This is a genomic window from Arthrobacter sp. AOP36-F1-5 (genome assembly GCF_058137995.1).
In genome coordinates this window covers 708,477-726,180 of record NZ_CM176892.1, presented here as the reverse complement: position 1 = coordinate 726,180, position 17,704 = coordinate 708,477, and the positions used below count along the sequence as shown (strand labels likewise).

The window sequence follows — 17,704 nt, the reverse complement described above, 5'->3', positions numbered from 1 at the left end:
CTACCGGCCCCTGGCTTCATCCGACGGGCGGCTGATTCCTGCCCGGTCGGCGTCTTCCCAAGTGTCCACGTCGGTGTAGTCCACACCGTCGAGGGACACCCTGACTATCTGCACCTTAGCAAGCAGGCGCATCATCGAGGAGTTGGCCAGCCCCTTCCCCTGGCTCGTCGCGGACTCGACGGCCTGGACCAGTGCCCCGGTCTCCACCACACAGCTCAGGGGTTGGAGTCTTCCGTCGGCATCCACCGGGACCCAGGCCCTGCCGAAGTCGACTTGCCCCAGGCCCTGGGCCTCGATTCCTTCGGTGGCGGGCGTCGGCGCAACGGGGCCGACCGCTTGGTCGCCGGCATGGGCCACGATGCCTTCGACCACCGGGCCGGGATCGATCAGGTCGGCGGCCAGGATCAGGGTCAGGGGTGCCTGTTCCACCGGGGCCGGGACTTCCCCGGCCGTCCCTTCACCCAGGCTGTGCAGGCCGGCGGCCACGGCGGCCGCCGGGCCGGCGAAGGCCGGGTATTCGCGGGTGAGCGTCAGGATCTGTCCGGCGGCTGCCCCCTGGGCGTAATCCGAGATCACGGGGTTCAATTCCGTCGGACCGACCACGGCGATGCGGTTCGCCGACGACGCGGCCCGGAGGGCATGTTCCAACAGGGTGGACCCCCCGTGGGCCAGCAGTGGCTTATCGCGTCCGCCCAGCCGGCTCCCCCGGCCACCGGCGACGATGATGGCGTCGAATTTCATGCTGCCGTCCCGGTGAGGAAGTCCGACCATCCGGGTGCCGGACGCTCCAGTTCGGTGATGAACCATTGGGGCCCGCGGGGCCGGAGGGGTGTGAATCTGGGTTTCCATCCCAGCTGGCGCAAGGTCTTGTCTCCCTTGGTGCTGTTGCAGTCCAGACAGCAGGCGATGAGGTTCTCCCAGGTGTTGGTGCCTCCGCGGGAACGGGGCGTGATGTGGTCGACGGTGGTGGCTGCCTTGCCGCAGTACCCGCATCGGCGGCCGTCCCGGCGCAGCACTCCGCGTCGGGTGACGTTGGCTGCGTTCCGGTAGGGCACCTTGACGTACCGGTTGAGCAGGATCACCGACGGTCTTCCGACGACCGTCCGTGGGGTCACCACTGGTTCGCTGTCCTCGGCCAGGACGCTGGCTTTGCCGGTCAGCACAAGAAGCAGCGCCCGGCGGAAGGTCACCACCGCCAGTGGTTCATATCCTGCATTCAATACCAGGGTTCGCATAGGCGTTCCTTGTCGTGGTGTCCACCCGTGGTCAGCGGACCAAACCGTTGACCGCGGTTCTCGTGCAAGGTCCATCGGGCACCAGCCTAAGCCTCGATCCACCGATGGGAGCCGGTGAAGCAGGACGTCATTAACGCGGAGATGCCCGACTTTTCAAGGATAATTGGACTTGCGACAGTACAAATTTCCTGAAGAAGAAGGGCATCTCGCAGATGCAAGTTTCCCACACTCCCACGGCCCTGTCAGCCGCGTTCGACGAACCGAACCTCATCGCGGCGGCAGGTCTGGTCCCGGTCATGGAACTGGCCCGCGACTCTGGCCTGCATGAGCTGGCGGACAGGCAGCTGAGCGTGCCGACCGACAAAGGTGCCAACGCCGGCGCGAAGACCGCAGCGCTGGTTGCCGGGATGGCCGCCGGAGCCGATTCCATCGATGACATGACCGTGCTGCGCCACGGCGGGATGAAACGGCTCTTCGGCTCCTGCTACGCCCCCTCGACCCTGGGATCCTTCTTGCGGTCCTTCTCCTTCGGGCACGTCCGCCAGCTCGACGCCGTTGCCTCTCGTTTTTTGGGAAACCTCGCAAACAGGGCACCGCTGTTGGGCGATCCTGGTGCCGAGGAGTTCGTGTTCGTTGATGTCGATGACACGATCATCGAGGTCCACGGCTATGCCAAGCAGGGCTCCGGGTACGGATATTCAGGGGTCCGTGGGCTCAACGCGGTGCTGGCCATCGCCTCCACCGCCGATACTGCCCCGGTGATCCTGGCCCAGCGCCTGCGCAAAGGGGCCGCGAACTCGGCGCGTGGCGCCAAACGTCTCGTTGCCGATTCCCTGGCGACCCTGGGACGGATCCATGCCGAATCGCCAGTGCTCTGCCGCTTCGACTCCGCGTATTACGGCCATGCCGTCATCTCCACGGCTCTGGCTGGCGGTGCCGATGTCTCGGTGACGGCGCGCATGGACTCCGCGGTCAAACGCGCCATCTCCGGAATCGAGGAGGCCGCGTGGGAAAGCATCGAATACACCGATGCGATCTTCGACGAGACCGCCGGTGCCTGGATCTCGAAAGCCGAGGTCGCCGAAATTGACTTCACCGCTTTCTCCTCCCGGAAGAAGGCCGACCGGGTTCCCGGCCGACTGGTGGTACGCCGCATTCCGGAGCTGAATCCGAAGGCAACCGACGGGCAACCAACCTTGTTCGATGCCCATCGGTTCCACGCGTTCTTCACCACCGTGTCCATGGAAGCCATGGGCACCGTCGTCATGGACAAGACCCACCGCCGCCATGCGGTTATCGAGCAGGTGAACGCGGACCTGAAAAACAGTGCCCTGGCGCACTTGCCTTCGGGGCACTTCGGAGCCAACAGTGCCTGGTTGGCCGCCGCGGTCATGGCCTACAACCTCACCCGGACCGCCGGGGTACTGGCGGCGGGAAGGTTCCGCAAGGCCCGCACCGCGACGATCCGGGACAAACTTGTCAACGTCCCGGCCCGGATCGCCTCGAGTGCCCGTCGAATCCGATTGCACCTGCCCGAGGCATGGCCCTGGCAACAGGCGTGGGAGAAGCTCTTCGCTGCCGTTCATGCACCACCTCAGCGAGTCTGACTGATCGTTCACCAGCCGGACAACGGCATCATCAGGAACCATCGTGGAACATCATCGGCAGCGAGGCCGGGCCCTGAGTAGTGCCCAGTTTCCTTACACTCAAGACTTCAAAGAGCGTCCCGGTCCCTCATGGCAGGTCGGTGGATCAAGGCTAAGCCCGCAACCCCCGTCGTGGGGACCACCCCGCCTCGTCGCCGCGCGTGTCACTCCTGCCCCCACGACGAATTCATGCTGCCCTGTCCGGGGGGTTCATGCCCGGGATCGTTTCCCGTCGTCGGGGTGTCCGCTGGCTTAAAAGTAGTGGAGCCCCCACCCTTTCGGGTGAGAGCTCCACTAGATGCTAAGTCTATTAGCCAGCGATCGTGTAGTAGCCGACCAGCGGGGCCGCGTACGGGCCCGTGGTGTCGCGGATGACCGTGCCGGCCTTCGGGTTCTGGGCCCCGACCATCTTGCCGCCACCGATGTAGATGCCGACGTGCGAGTCGTTGCTCTGGAAGACCAGGTCGCCCGGCTTCGGGCTGGAGGTGCGCACGAGCTTGCCGGAGGCGCGCTGTGCCGCGGCGTTGTGCGGCAGGCTGACGCCGGCCTTGCCGTAGATGTACTGCACGAAGCCGGAGCAGTCCCAGCCGCCCGGGGTCGAGCCGCCGAAGACGTATGGGGATCCGATGTACTGCTTGGCCATGCTGGCAATGCTGGAGTTGCCGGTGCTCGGGGCAGTCTTCGTTTCCTTCTTCGTCACGTTGGAGGACGTCGAGGAGGTGTTGCCCGAGGACGCGTTGTTCGAGGAGGAGTTGCTCGACGAAGTGTTGCTCGAGGACGAGTTGCTCGAGGAAGTCGAGTTCGAGGCGGCAGCGGCCTGACGACGCTCGGCGGCAGCTTCCTGAGCTGCTTCCTGGCGCTCGGCGGCAGCTTCCTGAGCTGCTTCGCGACGCTCGGCGGCGGCCTTCTCGGCTGCCTCGCGCTCTGCCTTCTGTGCTGCGCGGTAGTCGGCGCCATCGGTGGCGGACTTGATCGAGCGAACCTTGACGACCGGGGCGTCCTTCTTCTTCGCGGCAGCGACCTTGACCGTGCCCTGCACGGAGGCCTTCTTGGCGACGAGGTCGGCCTGCAGGACGTCGGAAACCGGCGCCTTATCTGCTTCGCGGGTGGCCGGGGTGGCCTGGGCGGGAACGCCGATGGACAGGACGAGGCCCGATGCTGCGGCGATCACGGCGGCCTGACGGCCAACGGAGCCTGCGTTGGAGGACACTGCCTTGGAGATCGACTCCAACGGATTGGTGCGAACTGGGGTGGCGCGGTGACGGCCAAGAGCGTGACGCGTGGTCATGAATTGATTACCTCTCCCAATGCCTGCGAGGTGAGCTGTCGGATTCGAGTGGGAGTCACTCGGTGTCTGGCCCGCTGGACGGACCCTGACACTTAACCCCAAGGATCCTGATGGACCCGAAATGTGGTTCCCCCGCTACTGCCAAGCGATTTTGCGAACGGACCTCGGGCAGTGGCAGTATTCGGCAATCTGCTCGAGTGTGCCTGACCCCTATGCGGTCTGGCACGACGACAACATTATATGAAGTGCTTCTAAAAGTCACGTTCAGGTCACGAAACGGTTAGCTCCAGGTCACGACCCGCGACTTTCCGGGGCTAAAGCCACCCTGCGGGGTCAACCGGCGTGTCGTCGACCAGGACTTCCAGATGGACATGGCAGCCGGTGGAGTTGCCGGTCGTCCCGCTCAGGGACACCACCTGGCCACGCTTGACCTTTTGCCCCACCGACACCTTGAGGCTGCTGTTGTGGTTGTAGGTGGTCTCCAGGCCGTTGCCGTGGTCGACGCGGACCCGGTTGCCCGAATGCCCGGCCCAGCCTGCCTGCACCACGGTGCCCGCGGCCGAGGCCTTCACCGGGGACCCGCAGGCCATTCCGTAGTCCTGTCCGATGTGGACCTGTCCGCCCGCACCGGTGGGATTCGACCGAGCGCCGAACGGGGAGGTGATCCGGACATGATCAACCGGCTGGGCAAGGACGCCGCGGGTATTGATCCGACTGACGTCCCCCCTCGAGGCGGACATCAGGTAATCGAGCTGGTCGTCCTTGCTGAAGCTGCTGGAGACCGAGGCGCGGACGATGGCGAAGTCATCGGAGTCCGGCACGTCGACGTCGGCGATATTGGCGCTGGCCTGGTGGGCGACCCGCTCATCGGGCCCGGCGGGCTCGTCGCCGCCATCCAGCGCCGGGTACGCGGCCGCCAAGGCCAACCCGGAGACCGCTGCCACGGCGGCAAACCGGTGGCTCCAGGCCAGGACGGGGCGGCGCGGGGAATGCGGGCGAGCCCGGGGGCCGGCGGCGCGGACACCGACGGGCAGGCCGATCACCGTGGAATCGAACGACTCCCTGGTGTCCTGCGGTGCGGGGAAAGACTGTTGGCTGCCTGCCGGATCGGCCAGGAGCGGAACGATGTCGGCAAGATCGGCCGGCTGCTCGGCGGCAACCGCCTGGGCTGCCTCCCAACGCACCGAAGTCGCTGGTGCCGCGTAACGCATGGTCGACGCAAACCGCCGGGGCACATACGGGCCGTGGACGATGTCCGGTGCTACAGCTTCGGCCAGCGGTGCCGGGGCGGCACGCCGCCCGGAACGTTTTTGCTCTGTCAAACGAGAGACCTCTCATGGCGCCTGCGGAGTTAGCTGTCGGGTTCGGATCCCACGGATCCGGCCGCGCACAAAGCTGCAGCTTCACCCCAAGACGGCCTGGTGCCAAGGAAACAGGCGAGCCGGCCGTCGGTGTTTGGGTTCTCCACCCCTGCCTGTCATTTGGGCGAACGGACCCGATCCGCAGGCAGGGCTAAGCGTCGGAACGAGTGGATGAGGACGAATCCCCATCCGTTATCCACGCTACCCGAATCGGATACGAAGTAACAGTTCCGTTATAACTATATCGACTATAGCGATTGCCGTGCCACGAAAACGTGGGCACTGACCTCCACGGGAAGCTCCAGGGCTCCTTCGATCCCCTCGACGCGGACCAGGACGTAGTCCCCCGCCCGTTCCAGGGTCACTTGGGCCCCGGGACGGATGCCGCCTTCATTGAGCTGGGCGAGCAGTTCGGGATCCACCTGGATCGCCTCGGCCAGCCGTTCGACGGCCACCGGCCCGGTGTTCTCGTCCAGCAAGGCGGAGTCTAGGTTCTGTACCCCCATGGAGAATTCGTGGGCCGCCGGTCCCCCGAGGGCCTCCAACCCGGGAATCGGGTTGCCGTAGGGAGAGTCGGTGGGTTTGCCCAGCAGATCGTAAAGCCGCTTTTCGACGCGCTCGCTCATGACGTGCTCCCACCGACAGGCCTCGTCGTGGACGTATTCCCAATCCAGTCCGATCACGTCGGCCAGCAGCCGCTCGGCCAGACGGTGTTTGCGCATCACCGAGGTGGCCCGTTCCCGTCCAGTGACCGTGAGTTCGAGGTGCCGGTCCTGGTTGACGACCACCAGGCCGTCGCGTTCCATCCGGGCGATCGTCTGCGAAACCGTCGGCCCTGAATGGTCCAGGCGTTCGGCAATGCGGGCACGCAGAGCCGTGATTTCCTCTTCCTCGAGTTCCAAAATGGTCCTCAAGTACATTTCCGTGGTGTCGATCAGATCTGTCACTGCGTGGCACTCCTGTAGGGCGGGGCGGTCAAGGGGGAACCCGTGGTTGCAACTCTACCTGCGTTAACAATGCCACCTGCTTTCGGCATTCCACCAACTGTTGCGCCACCATTGGTCCGGGGTATTTTCCGAACCCACGAAGTCCACACCACTGATTTCACCGATGGCAGGAGCACCACTTGACCGACTCTCTGAGCATCCCCGCATCCCTCCTGCCGGCGGATGGCCGGTTCGGCGCCGGCCCCTCCAAGGTCCGTCCCGCGCAGTTGGAGGCCCTGGCAGCGGCCAACCCCGGGATCCTGGGGACCTCGCACCGCCAGGCCCCGGTCAAGAACCTGGTCGGCAGCATCCGTGAGGGCCTGTCCACCTTCTTCAGCGCCCCCGAAGGTTACGAAGTCATCCTCGGTGTCGGCGGCTCCACGGCCTTCTGGGACGTCGCCTCCTTCGGCCTGGTCGAGCAGAAGGCCCAGCACCTGTCCTTCGGCGAGTTCGGTTCGAAGTTCGCCAAGGCCACCGACCGGGCCCCTTTCCTGCAGGGGTCCTCGATCATCTCCTCGGAGCCCGGCACCCGGCCGACCCCGCTCGCGGAGCCGGGCGTGGACGTCTACGCCTGGCCACAGAACGAAACCTCCACCGGTGTCGCGGCACCGGTGAAGCGTGTGGAGGACGCCGACGACGGGGCCTTATTGCTGGTCGACGCGACCTCGGCGGCTGGAGGGCTGGCCGTGGACGTGTCCGAAACCGATGTCTACTACTTCGCCCCGCAGAAGAACTTCGCCTCCGACGGCGGTCTCTGGTTGGGCTTGTTCTCGCCCGCTGCGCTGGAACGCGCCGGACGCGTGGGGTCGGGCGAGCGTTGGATCCCCGATTTCCTGGACCTGCGCACGGCCATCGACAACTCGTTGAAGAACCAGACCTATAACACCCCGTCGCTGGCCACCCTCGTGACCCTGGATGAGCAGATCTCCTGGCTCAACGACCAGGGCGGTCTTGATTGGGCGGCAGCCCGCACCGCCGACTCGGCGGGCCGGGTGTATTCATGGGCCGAGGCCTCCGAGGTCGCAACCCCCTATGTCGTGAAGACCGAAGACCGGTCCAACGTCATCACCACCATCGACTTCGACGATTCCATCGACGCCGCCCGGGTGGCCTCCATCCTGCGCTCCAACGGCATCGTGGATACCGAGCCGTACCGGAAGCTGGGCAGGAACCAGCTGCGGATCGCCACGTTCGTGGCGATCGAACCGGACGACGTCTCGGCCCTGACCGCCTGCATCGACTACGTCGTGGAGAACATGTAGCCGCTATCGGCGACGACGGCGGGACCGGGAGCGCTGCGGACCCCGGCCCGCAGGCTGCTGGGTCTGCTCGGCCGCGGGGGCTTCCTCCCCGTCCCCGTCATGCTGCTCATCGGCCGGAGCCTGCGCGGGCTCGGCCGCCGACCCCTTCCCGGTGCCCGTGGCCGCGGAGGCGGCTGCGCCGTCGCTCTGTTCTGGCTTTTGTTCCGGTTCCTTGCCGCCGGATTCCTGCCCCGCGGCTTCGGCCGCCTCGGCTTCCCGTTGGGCCTGGAGTTCCTCGGGGCGGACCCGGTCGGCCCACGGCACCCATGCGGGGGCCACGATGGCTCCTTCGCCGGGCAACAGCCCGGTCTCGCAGACCGTGGCCACCTTCCCGCGCGGAACCCGGGCCAGTGTCACGTACCAGTTCCATCCGGCGTACCCGGGGAGCCTGGCCTCGAAACGGTGGGTCAGCACGCGATCGTCATCAGCGGCGACGCCCAGGTGCTCCCCCACCCAGCCGGGTTCCACGGTGGCCGACAGCGTCATGCGGGCGAGGTCGGTTTCGGCGCTCAGAAGGGCGTCGACTTTTGGTGCCCGTGCCATGATCAGGCGTCCAAATCGTCGGCGACGCGGCGCAGGACCGCAGCAATCTTGGTGGCCTGGCCCTTCTCGGGGTACCGGCCCTTGCGCAATCCATTGGAGACCTTGTCGAGGACCTTGATGAGATCCTCGATCAGGATCGCCGTGTCCTCTGCGGGCTTCCGCTTGCCACGGACCACCGAAGGGGCGGCCTCCACGACGCGCGCCGTCAATGCCTGGGCCCCTTTACGGCCCTGAGCGATCCCGAACTCCATACGGGTGCCCGCGCGGACCTCGCTGACGCCCTCGGGCAACGCCGAGGCGTGCAGATACACCTCCTGGCCGTCGTCGGTGACCAGGAACCCGAAACCCTTGGAGGCTTCAAACCACTTCACTTTGCCAAAAGGCACTTCGCCTACCTCGTTCTCGCGTACCGGCGACGCCCGGCCCGATGGCCGCGCCGCGTCTGGATTCCCGACCGAACCCGCATCGACTGCGTCTGGGCGCGGATGCGATCCTGGTCGGGGAAGTCTATTCGTCTAGAGTACGGCATGGGCGCGGCCGAGAGGACTTTGTCCGCCGCCCCGACGCTGATATTTTGACCGGGTGAACACCCTTGATTCCCCCGCCACCGCACAGCGCATCGTGACCGTGTTGGCCGCGGCAATCGCCCTGGTCTCCGTTGCGTGCCTGTCCTTCGTCCTGATCCAGTACACCGCGGGTGCCACTCCATTCACCCCGGTCATGGCCGTCGGCCTCTACGGGCTACCGGTCGCCTTCTTGTTGCTCATCACCCTGCTTCTGCTGCGCATCAACGCCAGACGGCGTCGATGAGACCATCGGCCCGCGCCGATACCCTCGGACCATGGCACACAACTGGCGCACAGAAAACTCCCAGACTTTACACGCACAATTGGTGCCATGACTGACAAACCTGCGGAAGCCAAGCTCCTCGTCGTCGACGACGAACCCAATATCCGTGAGCTGCTGTCCACCTCCCTGCGTTTCGCCGGCTTCGACGTCACCGCTGCGGCCAACGGCCGTGAAGCCTTGGCCGCCGTCGAAAAGGAACTCCCGGATCTTGCCGTGCTGGACGTCATGCTCCCGGACATGGACGGGTTCACCATCACCCGCAAGCTCCGCGCGGCCGGCCGCCACTTCCCCGTCCTGTTCCTGACGGCACGCGACGGAACCGAGGACAAGGTCCAGGGCCTGACCGTCGGGGGCGACGACTATGTGACCAAACCATTCAGCCTCGACGAGGTCGTGGCCCGGATCCGTGCCGTATTGCGACGGACCCAGCCGCTGGACGAGGACGATGCGATCATCCGCGTGGACGATCTGGAACTCGACGACGATGCCCACGAAGTCCGCCGTGCCGGCGAAGTAGTCGACTTGTCCCCCACCGAGTTCAAGCTGTTGCGCTACCTGATGATGAATCCGAACCGGGTGCTCTCCAAGGCCCAGATCCTCGACCACGTCTGGGAATACGATTTCAACGGGGACGCCTCCATCGTCGAGTCCTATATTTCATACCTGCGCCGGAAGATCGATGCCCGGGAGGACTGGCCGGCCATGATCCAGACCAAGCGGGGGGTCGGCTACCTGCTGCGCTCGGCCGATCGGCGCTAGGTCCGGCCTCTGGTGCGTTCGCTCCCCCGCCTCCTGCGGCAGGTATCCCTCCGCTCCAAGCTCGTGGCCCTCATGGCCACGTTGATGATGTGCGGGGTGCTGGTCACGGCATTGTCCGCGTCGGCCTCGCTTCGGCTGACGCTGCAGGACCAGATGGATACCGATCTCAAGGACAACTCGATCGCCCTGGCGAACATCATGTGGTCCTCCTGGAAGAACCAGGAGATGCCCAGCGAGGGGGCGACGCTGGAGTTCAACCGCTTCCGGGGGACCTTGCGGGACAACGACGGCAACGTGCGTTACGAACTCCCCCATCGAAAGCACACCGATGCACCCGAAGTCCCGCCGATGACCGTCGATGAGGTCCGGGACCTGAAATCCTTCAACATGGACGTCCCCGGCACGGAGGAATCCTCCCGTGGCTGGCGCACGGGTATCTACACCCTGCGCAACAACGACGGATACATCGTGGTTTCGCTGCCCCTGCAGTCGACGATGGGCACCGTGGACAAGGCCACGAAACTCGTGGTCACCAGTGGCACGCTGGTGACCCTGGTGATGTCCATGATCGCCTACGGCATCACGGGGAGGGCCCTGAGGCCGTTGGTCCGGGTCGAACGCACCGCCGCGGCGATTGCCGCCGGCGACCTTTCCCGACGTGTTGAGGAATATCCCCCCGAAACCGAGGTCGGCCGATTATCCCGTTCTCTGAACGCGATGCTGGCCCATATCGAGCAGGCCTTCCGCGGGCGGGCCGCCTCCGAACGCAAGATGCGCCGCTTCATCCAGGACGCCTCCCATGAGCTACGGACCCCTCTGGTGACCATCCAGGGCTATTCCGAGCTCTACCGGCACGGCGGGGTGAGCGGGGAAGAACAGATCGGGACGGCCATGGGCCGGATCGAAGGCGAGGCCAAACGCATGGCCCAGCTCGTGGAGGATCTGTTGACCCTGGCCCGTCTCGATGAACAACGCCCCTTGGAACGCCAACCGGTGGATCTGCTGCAGTTGGGCTCGGACGCCGTGGAGGACGCCCGGGTCAATGCCCCAACGCGCGAAGTCCGTCTGGTGGGCCTGGACGGACCGCAGGCCACCAGCGCCCCCAGCAGCGGCGATGAGCTTCGGCTGCGCCAGGTCATGGGGAACCTGATGACCAATGCACTGCGCTATACCCCCGAAGGCTCACCCCTTGAAGTGGCGGTCGGGGTCCTGCCGGTGATCGACGGGCGTTCGGATGCCGTGCTGGCGATCCGGGACCACGGCAGCGGGATCTCCGAGGAGGACGCAGCCCGGGTGTTCGAGCGGTTCTATCGGGCCGATAGCTCCCGCCAGCGGGAGACCGGCGGAACCGGACTCGGATTGGCGATCGTCGCGGCCATTGTCGCCCAGCACGATGGGTCCGTCCGACTCACCGAAACCCCTGGTGGTGGGGCCACCATGTCCATCCACCTGCCGTTGGTCCCCGCCGACTCCTCCTCCACGGACGACGACGGGTCCTGAACCTTCCACAGTTTGTTCCCGATCGGCGCGGGAGCGCTTCCTACTCGTGCATCGTGTTGCTGGGGCACATCCGGGTGTCCCCGACCGTGGAGGTCAAGGAAACGAGCGGGGAGTCACCATGAGTAGTTTTTCGGCCAACACAGCAGAAATGCGCGGACGGGCCCAAGCAGTCCAAGGGACCATCGAGCGCCTACGTGCCGAGGTGAACACCATGCAGGCCGGTCTGCGGGACCTCGAGTCCTCCTGGCACGGGGCTGCTGCCTCGAATTTCCAGGCCGTCGTCGCCGATTGGCGGGCCACCCAGATGAAGGTCGAAGAATCCCTGACCGCCATCAACACCGCCTTGTCCCATGCCTCACAGCAGTACGACGATGCCGAGGCAGCAAATGCAAGGATGTTCACCTACTAAGCGGGGCCCCGTTCCGGGCCGCGGCCCTCGCCGAGGCGCCGACAGAGGCCTTCTCTCTGGGGGCTTCCTGTTCAGAAGATTTCTCATCGGTCATGCCATCGGACTCTTCCGCGGGACGCGACGGTTCCGGGATTCGGCCGGCACCTTGACGCCAGGCCTGGACGATCCACGACCGTAACCGCTCCCAGGTGACGTCGCGGATGAAGATCGCATCAATCGCAATCATGGCCAACGAGAACCAGGGCAGGCCCATAAGGACGGCGATGCCGACGTGGAATCCCACCATCGCGAACAGCGCAGGGATCCTCGTCCATCTGAACAACAACGCCCCGGGGAACGTCAGCTGGATGATGATTGAGCCGATGCTGGCGATCGCTACCGCGGGTCCCCAGGCCGTGACCAGGTCGCTGAGCTCCGGCCAGGGCCCGAACCGGACCGTCTGCAAGGGGGCATACACCGCGGTTCCGTCACGCCAGGGCGCCCCACCGGCCTTATAGAGGGCACCCGAAACGTAGACGAAGATGACCTGGCAGGCCAGCACGACGATGACGAGGTTATGCGCTAGGGTCGGCACCGGGTCGGGGACGATCCGAGCGAGGATCCCAGCCCCCTTCCCCGCCCTCTGCTTGCCGGCGCGTTTGGCTCGACGGCGCGCATCGAGCGACCAGCGCCCCGAAGGATCAGCGAAGATGAGACCGATCAACGCAATGCGGAAGATATTGTCTCCCTGGTCCGAGGCCAGATCCTGGACCTCGATGAGGCTGACCCACATCACCGTGAACAGCGGGAGGAGGATCCTGGTGCGGTACCCCAGGATGACGGTCACGGCCAGAGCGCCGGTCAGTAGATAGAGCAACGTCAGGGCGGTGTCGTTGGTTGCTGCATGGCGGAAGGCCGAAAACAGCCAGGAGGCGGACAGCTTGCTCTCGGGGTCCTGGATCTGGCCCGTCCATGCCGCACCCGAGCCAAAGGTGTAGTACCGGCTTCCGAAGTTGGTGGTCCACAGCCCCAATGCGGCGATTCCGAGGAGGATCCGGGTGACGGCGAGGCCGTATCTGGCCTTTTTGGTGTCCAGCAACCAGTTTTCGATCGTCACCAAGACGCCGCCGATGGCGGCCAGGAGGTGCCGGGGGCCTTCGCTCCAGAACGAGCCCCACAATCCGGCTACTCCGCCTTTGAAGCCGGCGAACCTGCGTGAAAAATCTTCCATGCTATCTTTTGCCCCTTGCCCGGTTGAAGACTTCGGCGAACCGTTCCTGGTTCTGACCCGGTACGGTGTATCGGCCGCGCCAGCCCGTCGATATCACTACTGCCTCGGGACGTTTGGCCTCAGGATCATGCCGGTGCTTGAACGGAACGACGCTTTGGCGGCTGACCTCGAATTCGACGTAGTTCACCGCGTCTCCCCATACGGCATGGGCTACTTGGGTTGCGTAGGCCGTGGTGGTCTTCTCCGCCTCCATATGTGCCTCGGCGCGATGCTTTTCTGCCGTTGATTCCGCGGAGGCGATCAATGACTGATCAAGCCTGGCGAGCCAATCGTCACCTTTGAAATAGCCGGCGGCGACAACATCCTTCTGGGCCTTCTCGAGTTTGTCGAAGGTCTTCTTATAGTCACGCCCCTGAATCCCCCCGAGAATTGCGGCCCGCTGCGGAGACAGGTGGTGCGTCAGCATGCGTGACTCGACGTCGGTGGCATCGACCCATTCGGTTGCCTTCTTCGAACCTTCTAGCTGGGCCCGCACCTTGACGGTGTAGTCGCCGTTGACCGGGGAGGGAGCGAAGACGCTCCAGCTTTGTCCGAACAACGGCATCATGTAGCTACTCAACGCCTTCTGCGGAACGAGGTCCCGCAAACCACTCGGAGGAGCCACCCATAGGAAGGTGGCCAAAAGGTGCCAAGCCGTGATCGCGACGCACCCGATCGTGACGCCGCGCAACCACGCCGGACGCTTTCTGGTGGGCATTGGAGTGTGTGTCATCAGGGGAATACCTTCGGCCCTTCCGCCAGCGGTACAGCCAACTGCTGGTGTACCGCGACGGTTACGAATAAATGGTGTGGGCTGGCACATCGTCTCCGATGTGCCAGCCCACGTCTTATTGCCTCCGTTAGGAGACTGAACGCCTCCGAGCGATCAGCAGTGCAGTACCACCGGCGAGCAGCAGAGCCAGGGCTGCGAGGCCCAATGGCAAGCTGGTCGCACCGGTGGACGCAAGCCCGCCGCCGTTGTTGACGTTCACACCGGAACTAGCGGAGTCGCTATCTGCTCCGGTTCCAGCGCTGGCATCCGCGGACGAGTCCGCATCGGCAGAAGCCGATGAGTCGCCAGCAGCAGTCACCATGAATCCGACGGTAGTTTCGGATCCGTTGGACTCCTGGCTAGCCGTGACACTGTGCTTGCCCGGGTCAACGTCCTTGAACGTCACCGACCAATCACCATCCTCGTCAACGGTCACCGTCTGGCTCTCTCCATCGTCCAAGGTCACGACGACCTCTTCACCGGGAGTGCCCGTGCCGGTCACCGGAACATCGGCGCTTCCATCATCGGAAGAATCAATGTCCTGGCCCTCCGTGGGGCTCGTGATAACCACATCAGCTGATGCGTCATCCTCGCCGTTGGAAGAGGTATCGGAGTCAGCATTCGTAGCAGCGTCCGTGTCAGCAGTCGCGTTCGCATCAGCATCCGTATCAGCGTCCGTGTCAGCAGTCGCGTTCGCATCTGCATCGGTGTCAGCGTCAGCAGCAGTAGCCGCATCCGTATCAGCATCCGTATCGGCAGTCGCGTTCACATCAGCATCCGTATCGGCGTCAGCAGCAGTAGCCGCATCCGTGTCAGCATCCGTATCGGCAGTCGCGTTCACATCAGCATCCGTGTCAGCGTCAGCAGCAGTAGCCGCATCCGTGTCAGCAGTCGCGTTCGCATCAGCATCCGTATCAGCGTCCGTGTCAGCAGTCGCGTTCGCATCTGCATCGGTGTCAGCGTCAGCAGCAGTAGCCGCATCCGTATCAGCATCCGTATCGGCAGTCGCGTTCACATCAGCATCCGTGTCAGCGTCAGCAGCAGTAGCCGCATCCGTGTCAGCAGTCGCGTTCACATCAGCATCGGTGTCAGCGTCAGCAGCAGTAGCCGCATCCGTGTCAGCAGTCGCGTTCACATCAGCATCGGTGTCAGCGTCAGCAGCAGTAGCCGCATCCGTATCAGCATCCGTGTCAGCAGTCGCGTTCACATCAGCATCGGTGTCAGCGTCAGCAGCAGTAGCCGCATCCGTATCAGCATCCGTGTCAGCAGTCGCGTTCACATCAGCATCGGTGTCAGCGTCAGCAGCAGTAGCCGCATCCGTATCAGCATCCGTGTCAGCAGTCGCGTTCACATCAGCATCGGTGTCAGCGTCAGCAGCAGTAGCCGCATCCGTATCAGCATCCGTGTCAGCAGTCGCGTTCACATCAGCATCGGTGTCAGCGTCAGCAGCAGTAGCCGCATCCGTATCAGCATCCGTGTCAGCAGTCGCGTTCACATCAGCATCGGTGTCAGCGTCAGCAGCAGTAGCCGCATCCGTATCAGCATCCGTGTCAGCAGTCGCGTTCACATCAGCATCGGTGTCAGCGTCAGCAGCAGTAGCCGCATCCGTATCAGCATCCGTGTCAGCAGTCGCGTTCGCATCTGCATCGGTGTCAGCGTCAGCAGCAGTAGCCGCATCCGTGTCAGCATCCGTGTCAGCGTCAGCAGCAGTAGCCGCATCCGTATCAGCATCCGTGTCAGCAGCAGTAGCCGCATCCGTGTCAGCAGTCGCGTTCACATCAGCATCGGTGTCAGCGTCAGCAGCAGTAGCCGCATCCGTGTCAGCAGTCGCGTTCACATCAGCATCGGTGTCAGCGTCAGCAGCAGTAGCCGCATCCGTATCAGCATCCGTGTCAGCAGTCGCGTTCACATCAGCATCGGTGTCAGCGTCAGCAGCAGTAGCCGCATCCGTATCAGCATCCGTGTCAGCAGTCGCGTTCACATCAGCATCGGTGTCAGCGTCAGCAGCAGTAGCCGCATCCGTATCAGCATCCGTGTCAGCAGTCGCGTTCACATCAGCATCGGTGTCAGCGTCAGCAGCAGTAGCCGCATCAGCGTCCGTGTCTTCGACAACAGCGAAATCGGTTTCAGCCGTGGAATCATCACCGGATTGCGTAGCAACGACAGTGTGATCACCCGGCTCAACTTCCGGGAACGTGACTGACCAGGTTCCGTCCTCATCCACGGTTGCTGTCTGTGAAGTTCCATCGTCGCCGTCGAGGACTACGACAACTTCCTCACCCGGTTCCCCTGTTCCTTCAACCGGAACGTCTGAGGTGCCTCCCGCAGGTGCAGTGACTTCCGAGCCCGGTGCCGGATTAGTGATGGCAACTGTTTCGATTTCCTCTTCGGCAATTCGCACATAAGAGGTGGCCAGCCCGACATTGGCCGCGCCCGTTTCCGAAACACCCGGGAGCAACGTCAGAGCGAGTGCGGAGACTTCGAAGTCAGCCGGCACAGTAACGGGCTGAGCCGTCTCAGTCAGTTCAACAGCGCTTCCAGTCTGCTTGTTGATAGTGATTGAAACCGCTTCGTCCAAGACTCCGCTGAGAATTGGTGAGAGGGTATTCAGAACCGGAGTCGCAACACCCGTCAGGCTCTCAGTCAGACCGCTAAGCAACGGGTTCACAACTGCGCCAATGCTCTGCGTCAGCGGAACAAGCAAACTGTCGGCCACGAAGTCCAAAAGTGGGTTGAGGATGCCGTCGGCCAAGTCGATCTCTGCATTAACGTTCGGGTCCGAACCTGACGTTCCGAGGAAATCGCCCAAGGCACCGTCAATGACAAGAGTCCCGTTTGTGGTGGTGCCAAGAGGAGGAATTCCCACGGTTACGGCCAGACCTGTGTCAAGCGTCAGCGTGGCTTCGTTGATAGCCTTCGTCAGCTCCGTGTTGAGCTGATCGGTCAACGAACCGACCGCTTCGGCCAGACCATCGGTCACCTTTTGCAGAGTAGCCGAACTAATGACTTCAGTGTTGGCTGGCAACCCATTGAGGGTTCCGCCGGCAACCGCCTTCTCCAGGTCGATGGTGATGGTTCCATCGGCCAAGTTCAGAGCAACCAGCCCGTCGGTGTCCGTGATGGTCGACTGCAAGAGGCCGACGTTGATTGATTCCAGAGCGGAATCCAAGTTACCGATGGAGATTTCCGTCGGCCCAAGCTTCAACTTGGCGACGAGGAGGTCGGCTTCAGTATTCAGCACGTCTTCGAGGGCCCCGGTGATGGCCCCGTTCTCGCCCACCGCCCCGTTCAGTGTGGTACCCACACCGTTGACAACTTCACCGAGGTCGCCGCTCAGCGATCCGACCAGCGGGCTGTTGACGTTCGCCTTCAGATCGGCAACGGTGTAATCGCTCTTGCCTGTCCCTGCATCGAGGGTTGCCCTCGACGCGATTGCCCCGACTTCGAGGTTGAGCTGATCGATGACGTCATCGGAAAGACCGGCAACACCCAGCTGCTCCAGTAGGCGAGTGAGTTCGACCTTGGCATTTTCGGAGCTTCCGCCTCCACCGGCGTTGGCGTCGATGGCCCCGTCCGCGCCGACGAGGCCGGCCGAAGCAGTGGCCTTGGTCGGCTCCGTGGCTTCCGCATAGCTGTGCAGCGCACCGAGTGCGCCAAGATCCAGCAGACCATTACCGCTGCCGTCATCAATCAACGGCAGTTGCAGCGACGGAAGTGTCAGGTTCACAGCACCGAGTGCGCCGACGTTCAGCGGCTCATAGTGTTCGCCCGGGTTGCTCGGAAGGGACTGCTGCAAGTCGAGGTGA

At 64.0% G+C, this 17,704-nt stretch carries 16 protein-coding genes and 2 riboswitches; of the genes, 6 read left to right on the top strand and 10 right to left on the bottom strand.

What is annotated here, in order from left to right; genetic code table 11:
• Together AC3ZI9_RS03300 and AC3ZI9_RS03295 are read right to left on the bottom strand one after the other, a co-directional pair.
• Positions 1 to 741 carry an NTP transferase domain-containing protein gene (locus tag AC3ZI9_RS03300; protein WP_444555430.1) on the bottom strand — a complete coding sequence of 247 codons (741 nt, stop codon included), beginning with the start codon at positions 739 to 741 and terminating at the stop codon, positions 1 to 3.
• The gene (locus tag AC3ZI9_RS03295) at positions 738 to 1,235 is read right to left on the bottom strand and encodes an HNH endonuclease (protein WP_444555429.1); all 498 of its coding nucleotides are present in this window, start codon (positions 1,233 to 1,235) and stop codon (positions 738 to 740) included. The genes AC3ZI9_RS03300 and AC3ZI9_RS03295 overlap by 4 nt, the downstream gene beginning before the upstream one ends.
• A 212-nt stretch (positions 1,236 to 1,447) precedes the next feature.
• On the opposite strand from AC3ZI9_RS03295, the gene AC3ZI9_RS03290 reads away from it, so the two are divergent.
• Positions 1,448 to 2,842 (top strand): IS1380 family transposase, encoded by a 1,395-nt coding sequence (locus AC3ZI9_RS03290; RefSeq protein WP_102598821.1) that lies wholly within the window; start codon positions 1,448 to 1,450, stop codon positions 2,840 to 2,842.
• A 349-nt stretch (positions 2,843 to 3,191) separates the two neighbouring features.
• Here AC3ZI9_RS03290 and AC3ZI9_RS03285 read toward each other — a convergent pair whose 3' ends face one another.
• The 3 genes from AC3ZI9_RS03285 to AC3ZI9_RS03275 all read right to left on the bottom strand — a co-directional run bounded on the left by AC3ZI9_RS03285 (position 3,192) and on the right by AC3ZI9_RS03275 (position 6,477).
• Entirely contained in the window at positions 3,192 to 4,169 is a 978-nt protein-coding gene (locus AC3ZI9_RS03285) for a C40 family peptidase (protein WP_444555428.1), read from the bottom strand.
• Between the two features lie 6 nt (positions 4,170 to 4,175).
• A riboswitch (cyclic di-AMP (ydaO/yuaA leader) is annotated at positions 4,176 to 4,350 on the bottom strand.
• A gap of 133 nt (positions 4,351 to 4,483) precedes the next feature.
• Positions 4,484 to 5,491 (bottom strand): M23 family metallopeptidase, encoded by a 1,008-nt coding sequence (locus AC3ZI9_RS03280; RefSeq protein WP_489923838.1) that lies wholly within the window; start codon positions 5,489 to 5,491, stop codon positions 4,484 to 4,486.
• Between the two features lie 4 nt (positions 5,492 to 5,495).
• Positions 5,496 to 5,667, bottom strand: a riboswitch (cyclic di-AMP (ydaO/yuaA leader).
• Between the two features lie 111 nt (positions 5,668 to 5,778).
• Positions 5,779 to 6,477 carry an iron-dependent transcriptional repressor DtxR gene (locus AC3ZI9_RS03275; RefSeq protein WP_444555426.1) on the bottom strand — a complete coding sequence of 233 codons (699 nt, stop codon included), beginning with the start codon at positions 6,475 to 6,477 and terminating at the stop codon, positions 5,779 to 5,781.
• Positions 6,478 to 6,656: 179 nt separating this feature from the next.
• Here AC3ZI9_RS03275 and serC point away from each other — a divergent pair, with 179 nt between their 5' ends.
• Positions 6,657 to 7,778 (top strand): phosphoserine transaminase, encoded by a 1,122-nt coding sequence (serC, locus tag AC3ZI9_RS03270; protein WP_444555425.1) that lies wholly within the window; start codon positions 6,657 to 6,659, stop codon positions 7,776 to 7,778.
• A gap of 3 nt (positions 7,779 to 7,781) precedes the next feature.
• Here the strand turns inward: serC and AC3ZI9_RS03265 are convergent, their stop codons facing one another.
• Entirely contained in the window at positions 7,782 to 8,360 is a 579-nt protein-coding gene (locus AC3ZI9_RS03265) for a DUF3027 domain-containing protein (RefSeq protein ID WP_444555424.1), read from the bottom strand.
• A 2-nt stretch (positions 8,361 to 8,362) separates the two neighbouring features.
• Positions 8,363 to 8,746, bottom strand: a complete 384-nt coding sequence (locus AC3ZI9_RS03260; protein ID WP_444555423.1) for a cold-shock protein — start codon at positions 8,744 to 8,746, stop codon at positions 8,363 to 8,365.
• Positions 8,747 to 8,942: 196 nt separating this feature from the next.
• On the opposite strand from AC3ZI9_RS03260, the gene AC3ZI9_RS03255 reads away from it, so the two are divergent.
• The 4 genes from AC3ZI9_RS03255 to AC3ZI9_RS03240 all read left to right on the top strand — a co-directional run bounded on the left by AC3ZI9_RS03255 (position 8,943) and on the right by AC3ZI9_RS03240 (position 11,877).
• Positions 8,943 to 9,170, top strand: coding sequence for a hypothetical protein (locus tag AC3ZI9_RS03255; RefSeq protein ID WP_444555422.1), 228 nt, complete (start codon positions 8,943 to 8,945; stop codon positions 9,168 to 9,170).
• 87 nt (positions 9,171 to 9,257) lie between these two features.
• Entirely contained in the window at positions 9,258 to 9,968 is a 711-nt protein-coding gene (locus AC3ZI9_RS03250; RefSeq protein WP_444555421.1) for a response regulator transcription factor, read from the top strand.
• A 12-nt stretch (positions 9,969 to 9,980) separates the two neighbouring features.
• Positions 9,981 to 11,468: a sensor histidine kinase gene (locus AC3ZI9_RS03245; protein WP_489923837.1), complete on the top strand. Its 1,488-nt coding sequence runs from the start codon at positions 9,981 to 9,983 to the stop codon at positions 11,466 to 11,468.
• A 118-nt stretch (positions 11,469 to 11,586) separates the two neighbouring features.
• Positions 11,587 to 11,877 carry a WXG100 family type VII secretion target gene (locus tag AC3ZI9_RS03240; RefSeq protein ID WP_444555419.1) on the top strand — a complete coding sequence of 97 codons (291 nt, stop codon included), beginning with the start codon at positions 11,587 to 11,589 and terminating at the stop codon, positions 11,875 to 11,877.
• Here the strand turns inward: AC3ZI9_RS03240 and AC3ZI9_RS03235 are convergent.
• The 3 genes from AC3ZI9_RS03235 to AC3ZI9_RS03225 form a co-directional block, all read right to left on the bottom strand.
• Positions 11,867 to 13,087: an HTTM domain-containing protein gene (locus AC3ZI9_RS03235; RefSeq protein ID WP_444555418.1), complete on the bottom strand. Its 1,221-nt coding sequence runs from the start codon at positions 13,085 to 13,087 to the stop codon at positions 11,867 to 11,869. The two genes, AC3ZI9_RS03240 and AC3ZI9_RS03235, sit on opposite strands and share 11 nt — an antisense overlap.
• 1 nt (position 13,088) lies before the next feature.
• A complete protein-coding gene (locus AC3ZI9_RS03230; RefSeq protein WP_489923836.1) occupies positions 13,089 to 13,844 on the bottom strand; it encodes a DUF5819 family protein in 756 nt (251 codons plus the stop codon).
• A gap of 142 nt (positions 13,845 to 13,986) precedes the next feature.
• The gene (locus AC3ZI9_RS03225; RefSeq protein WP_489923835.1) at positions 13,987 to 17,694 is read right to left on the bottom strand and encodes a choice-of-anchor G family protein; all 3,708 of its coding nucleotides are present in this window, start codon (positions 17,692 to 17,694) and stop codon (positions 13,987 to 13,989) included.
• Positions 17,695 to 17,704 lie beyond the last annotated feature (10 nt).

Bases quoted from the DNA above. Each gene is read 5' to 3' on its own strand.
- AC3ZI9_RS03300 (WP_444555430.1), bottom strand. From the start codon at position 741: ATGAAATTCGACGCCATCATCGTCGCCGGTGGCCGGGGGAGCCGGCTG.
- AC3ZI9_RS03295 (WP_444555429.1), bottom strand. From the start codon at position 1,235: ATGCGAACCCTGGTATTGAATGCAGGATATGAACCACTGGCGGTGGTG.
- AC3ZI9_RS03290 (WP_102598821.1), top strand. From the start codon at position 1,448: ATGCAAGTTTCCCACACTCCCACGGCCCTGTCAGCCGCGTTCGACGAA.
- AC3ZI9_RS03285 (WP_444555428.1), bottom strand. From the start codon at position 4,169: ATGACCACGCGTCACGCTCTTGGCCGTCACCGCGCCACCCCAGTTCGC.
- AC3ZI9_RS03265 (WP_444555424.1), bottom strand. From the start codon at position 8,360: ATGGCACGGGCACCAAAAGTCGACGCCCTTCTGAGCGCCGAAACCGAC.
- AC3ZI9_RS03250 (WP_444555421.1), top strand. From the start codon at position 9,258: ATGACTGACAAACCTGCGGAAGCCAAGCTCCTCGTCGTCGACGACGAA.
- AC3ZI9_RS03240 (WP_444555419.1), top strand. From the start codon at position 11,587: ATGAGTAGTTTTTCGGCCAACACAGCAGAAATGCGCGGACGGGCCCAA.
- AC3ZI9_RS03235 (WP_444555418.1), bottom strand. From the start codon at position 13,087: ATGGAAGATTTTTCACGCAGGTTCGCCGGCTTCAAAGGCGGAGTAGCC.
- AC3ZI9_RS03230 (WP_489923836.1), bottom strand. From the start codon at position 13,844: ATGCCCACCAGAAAGCGTCCGGCGTGGTTGCGCGGCGTCACGATCGGG.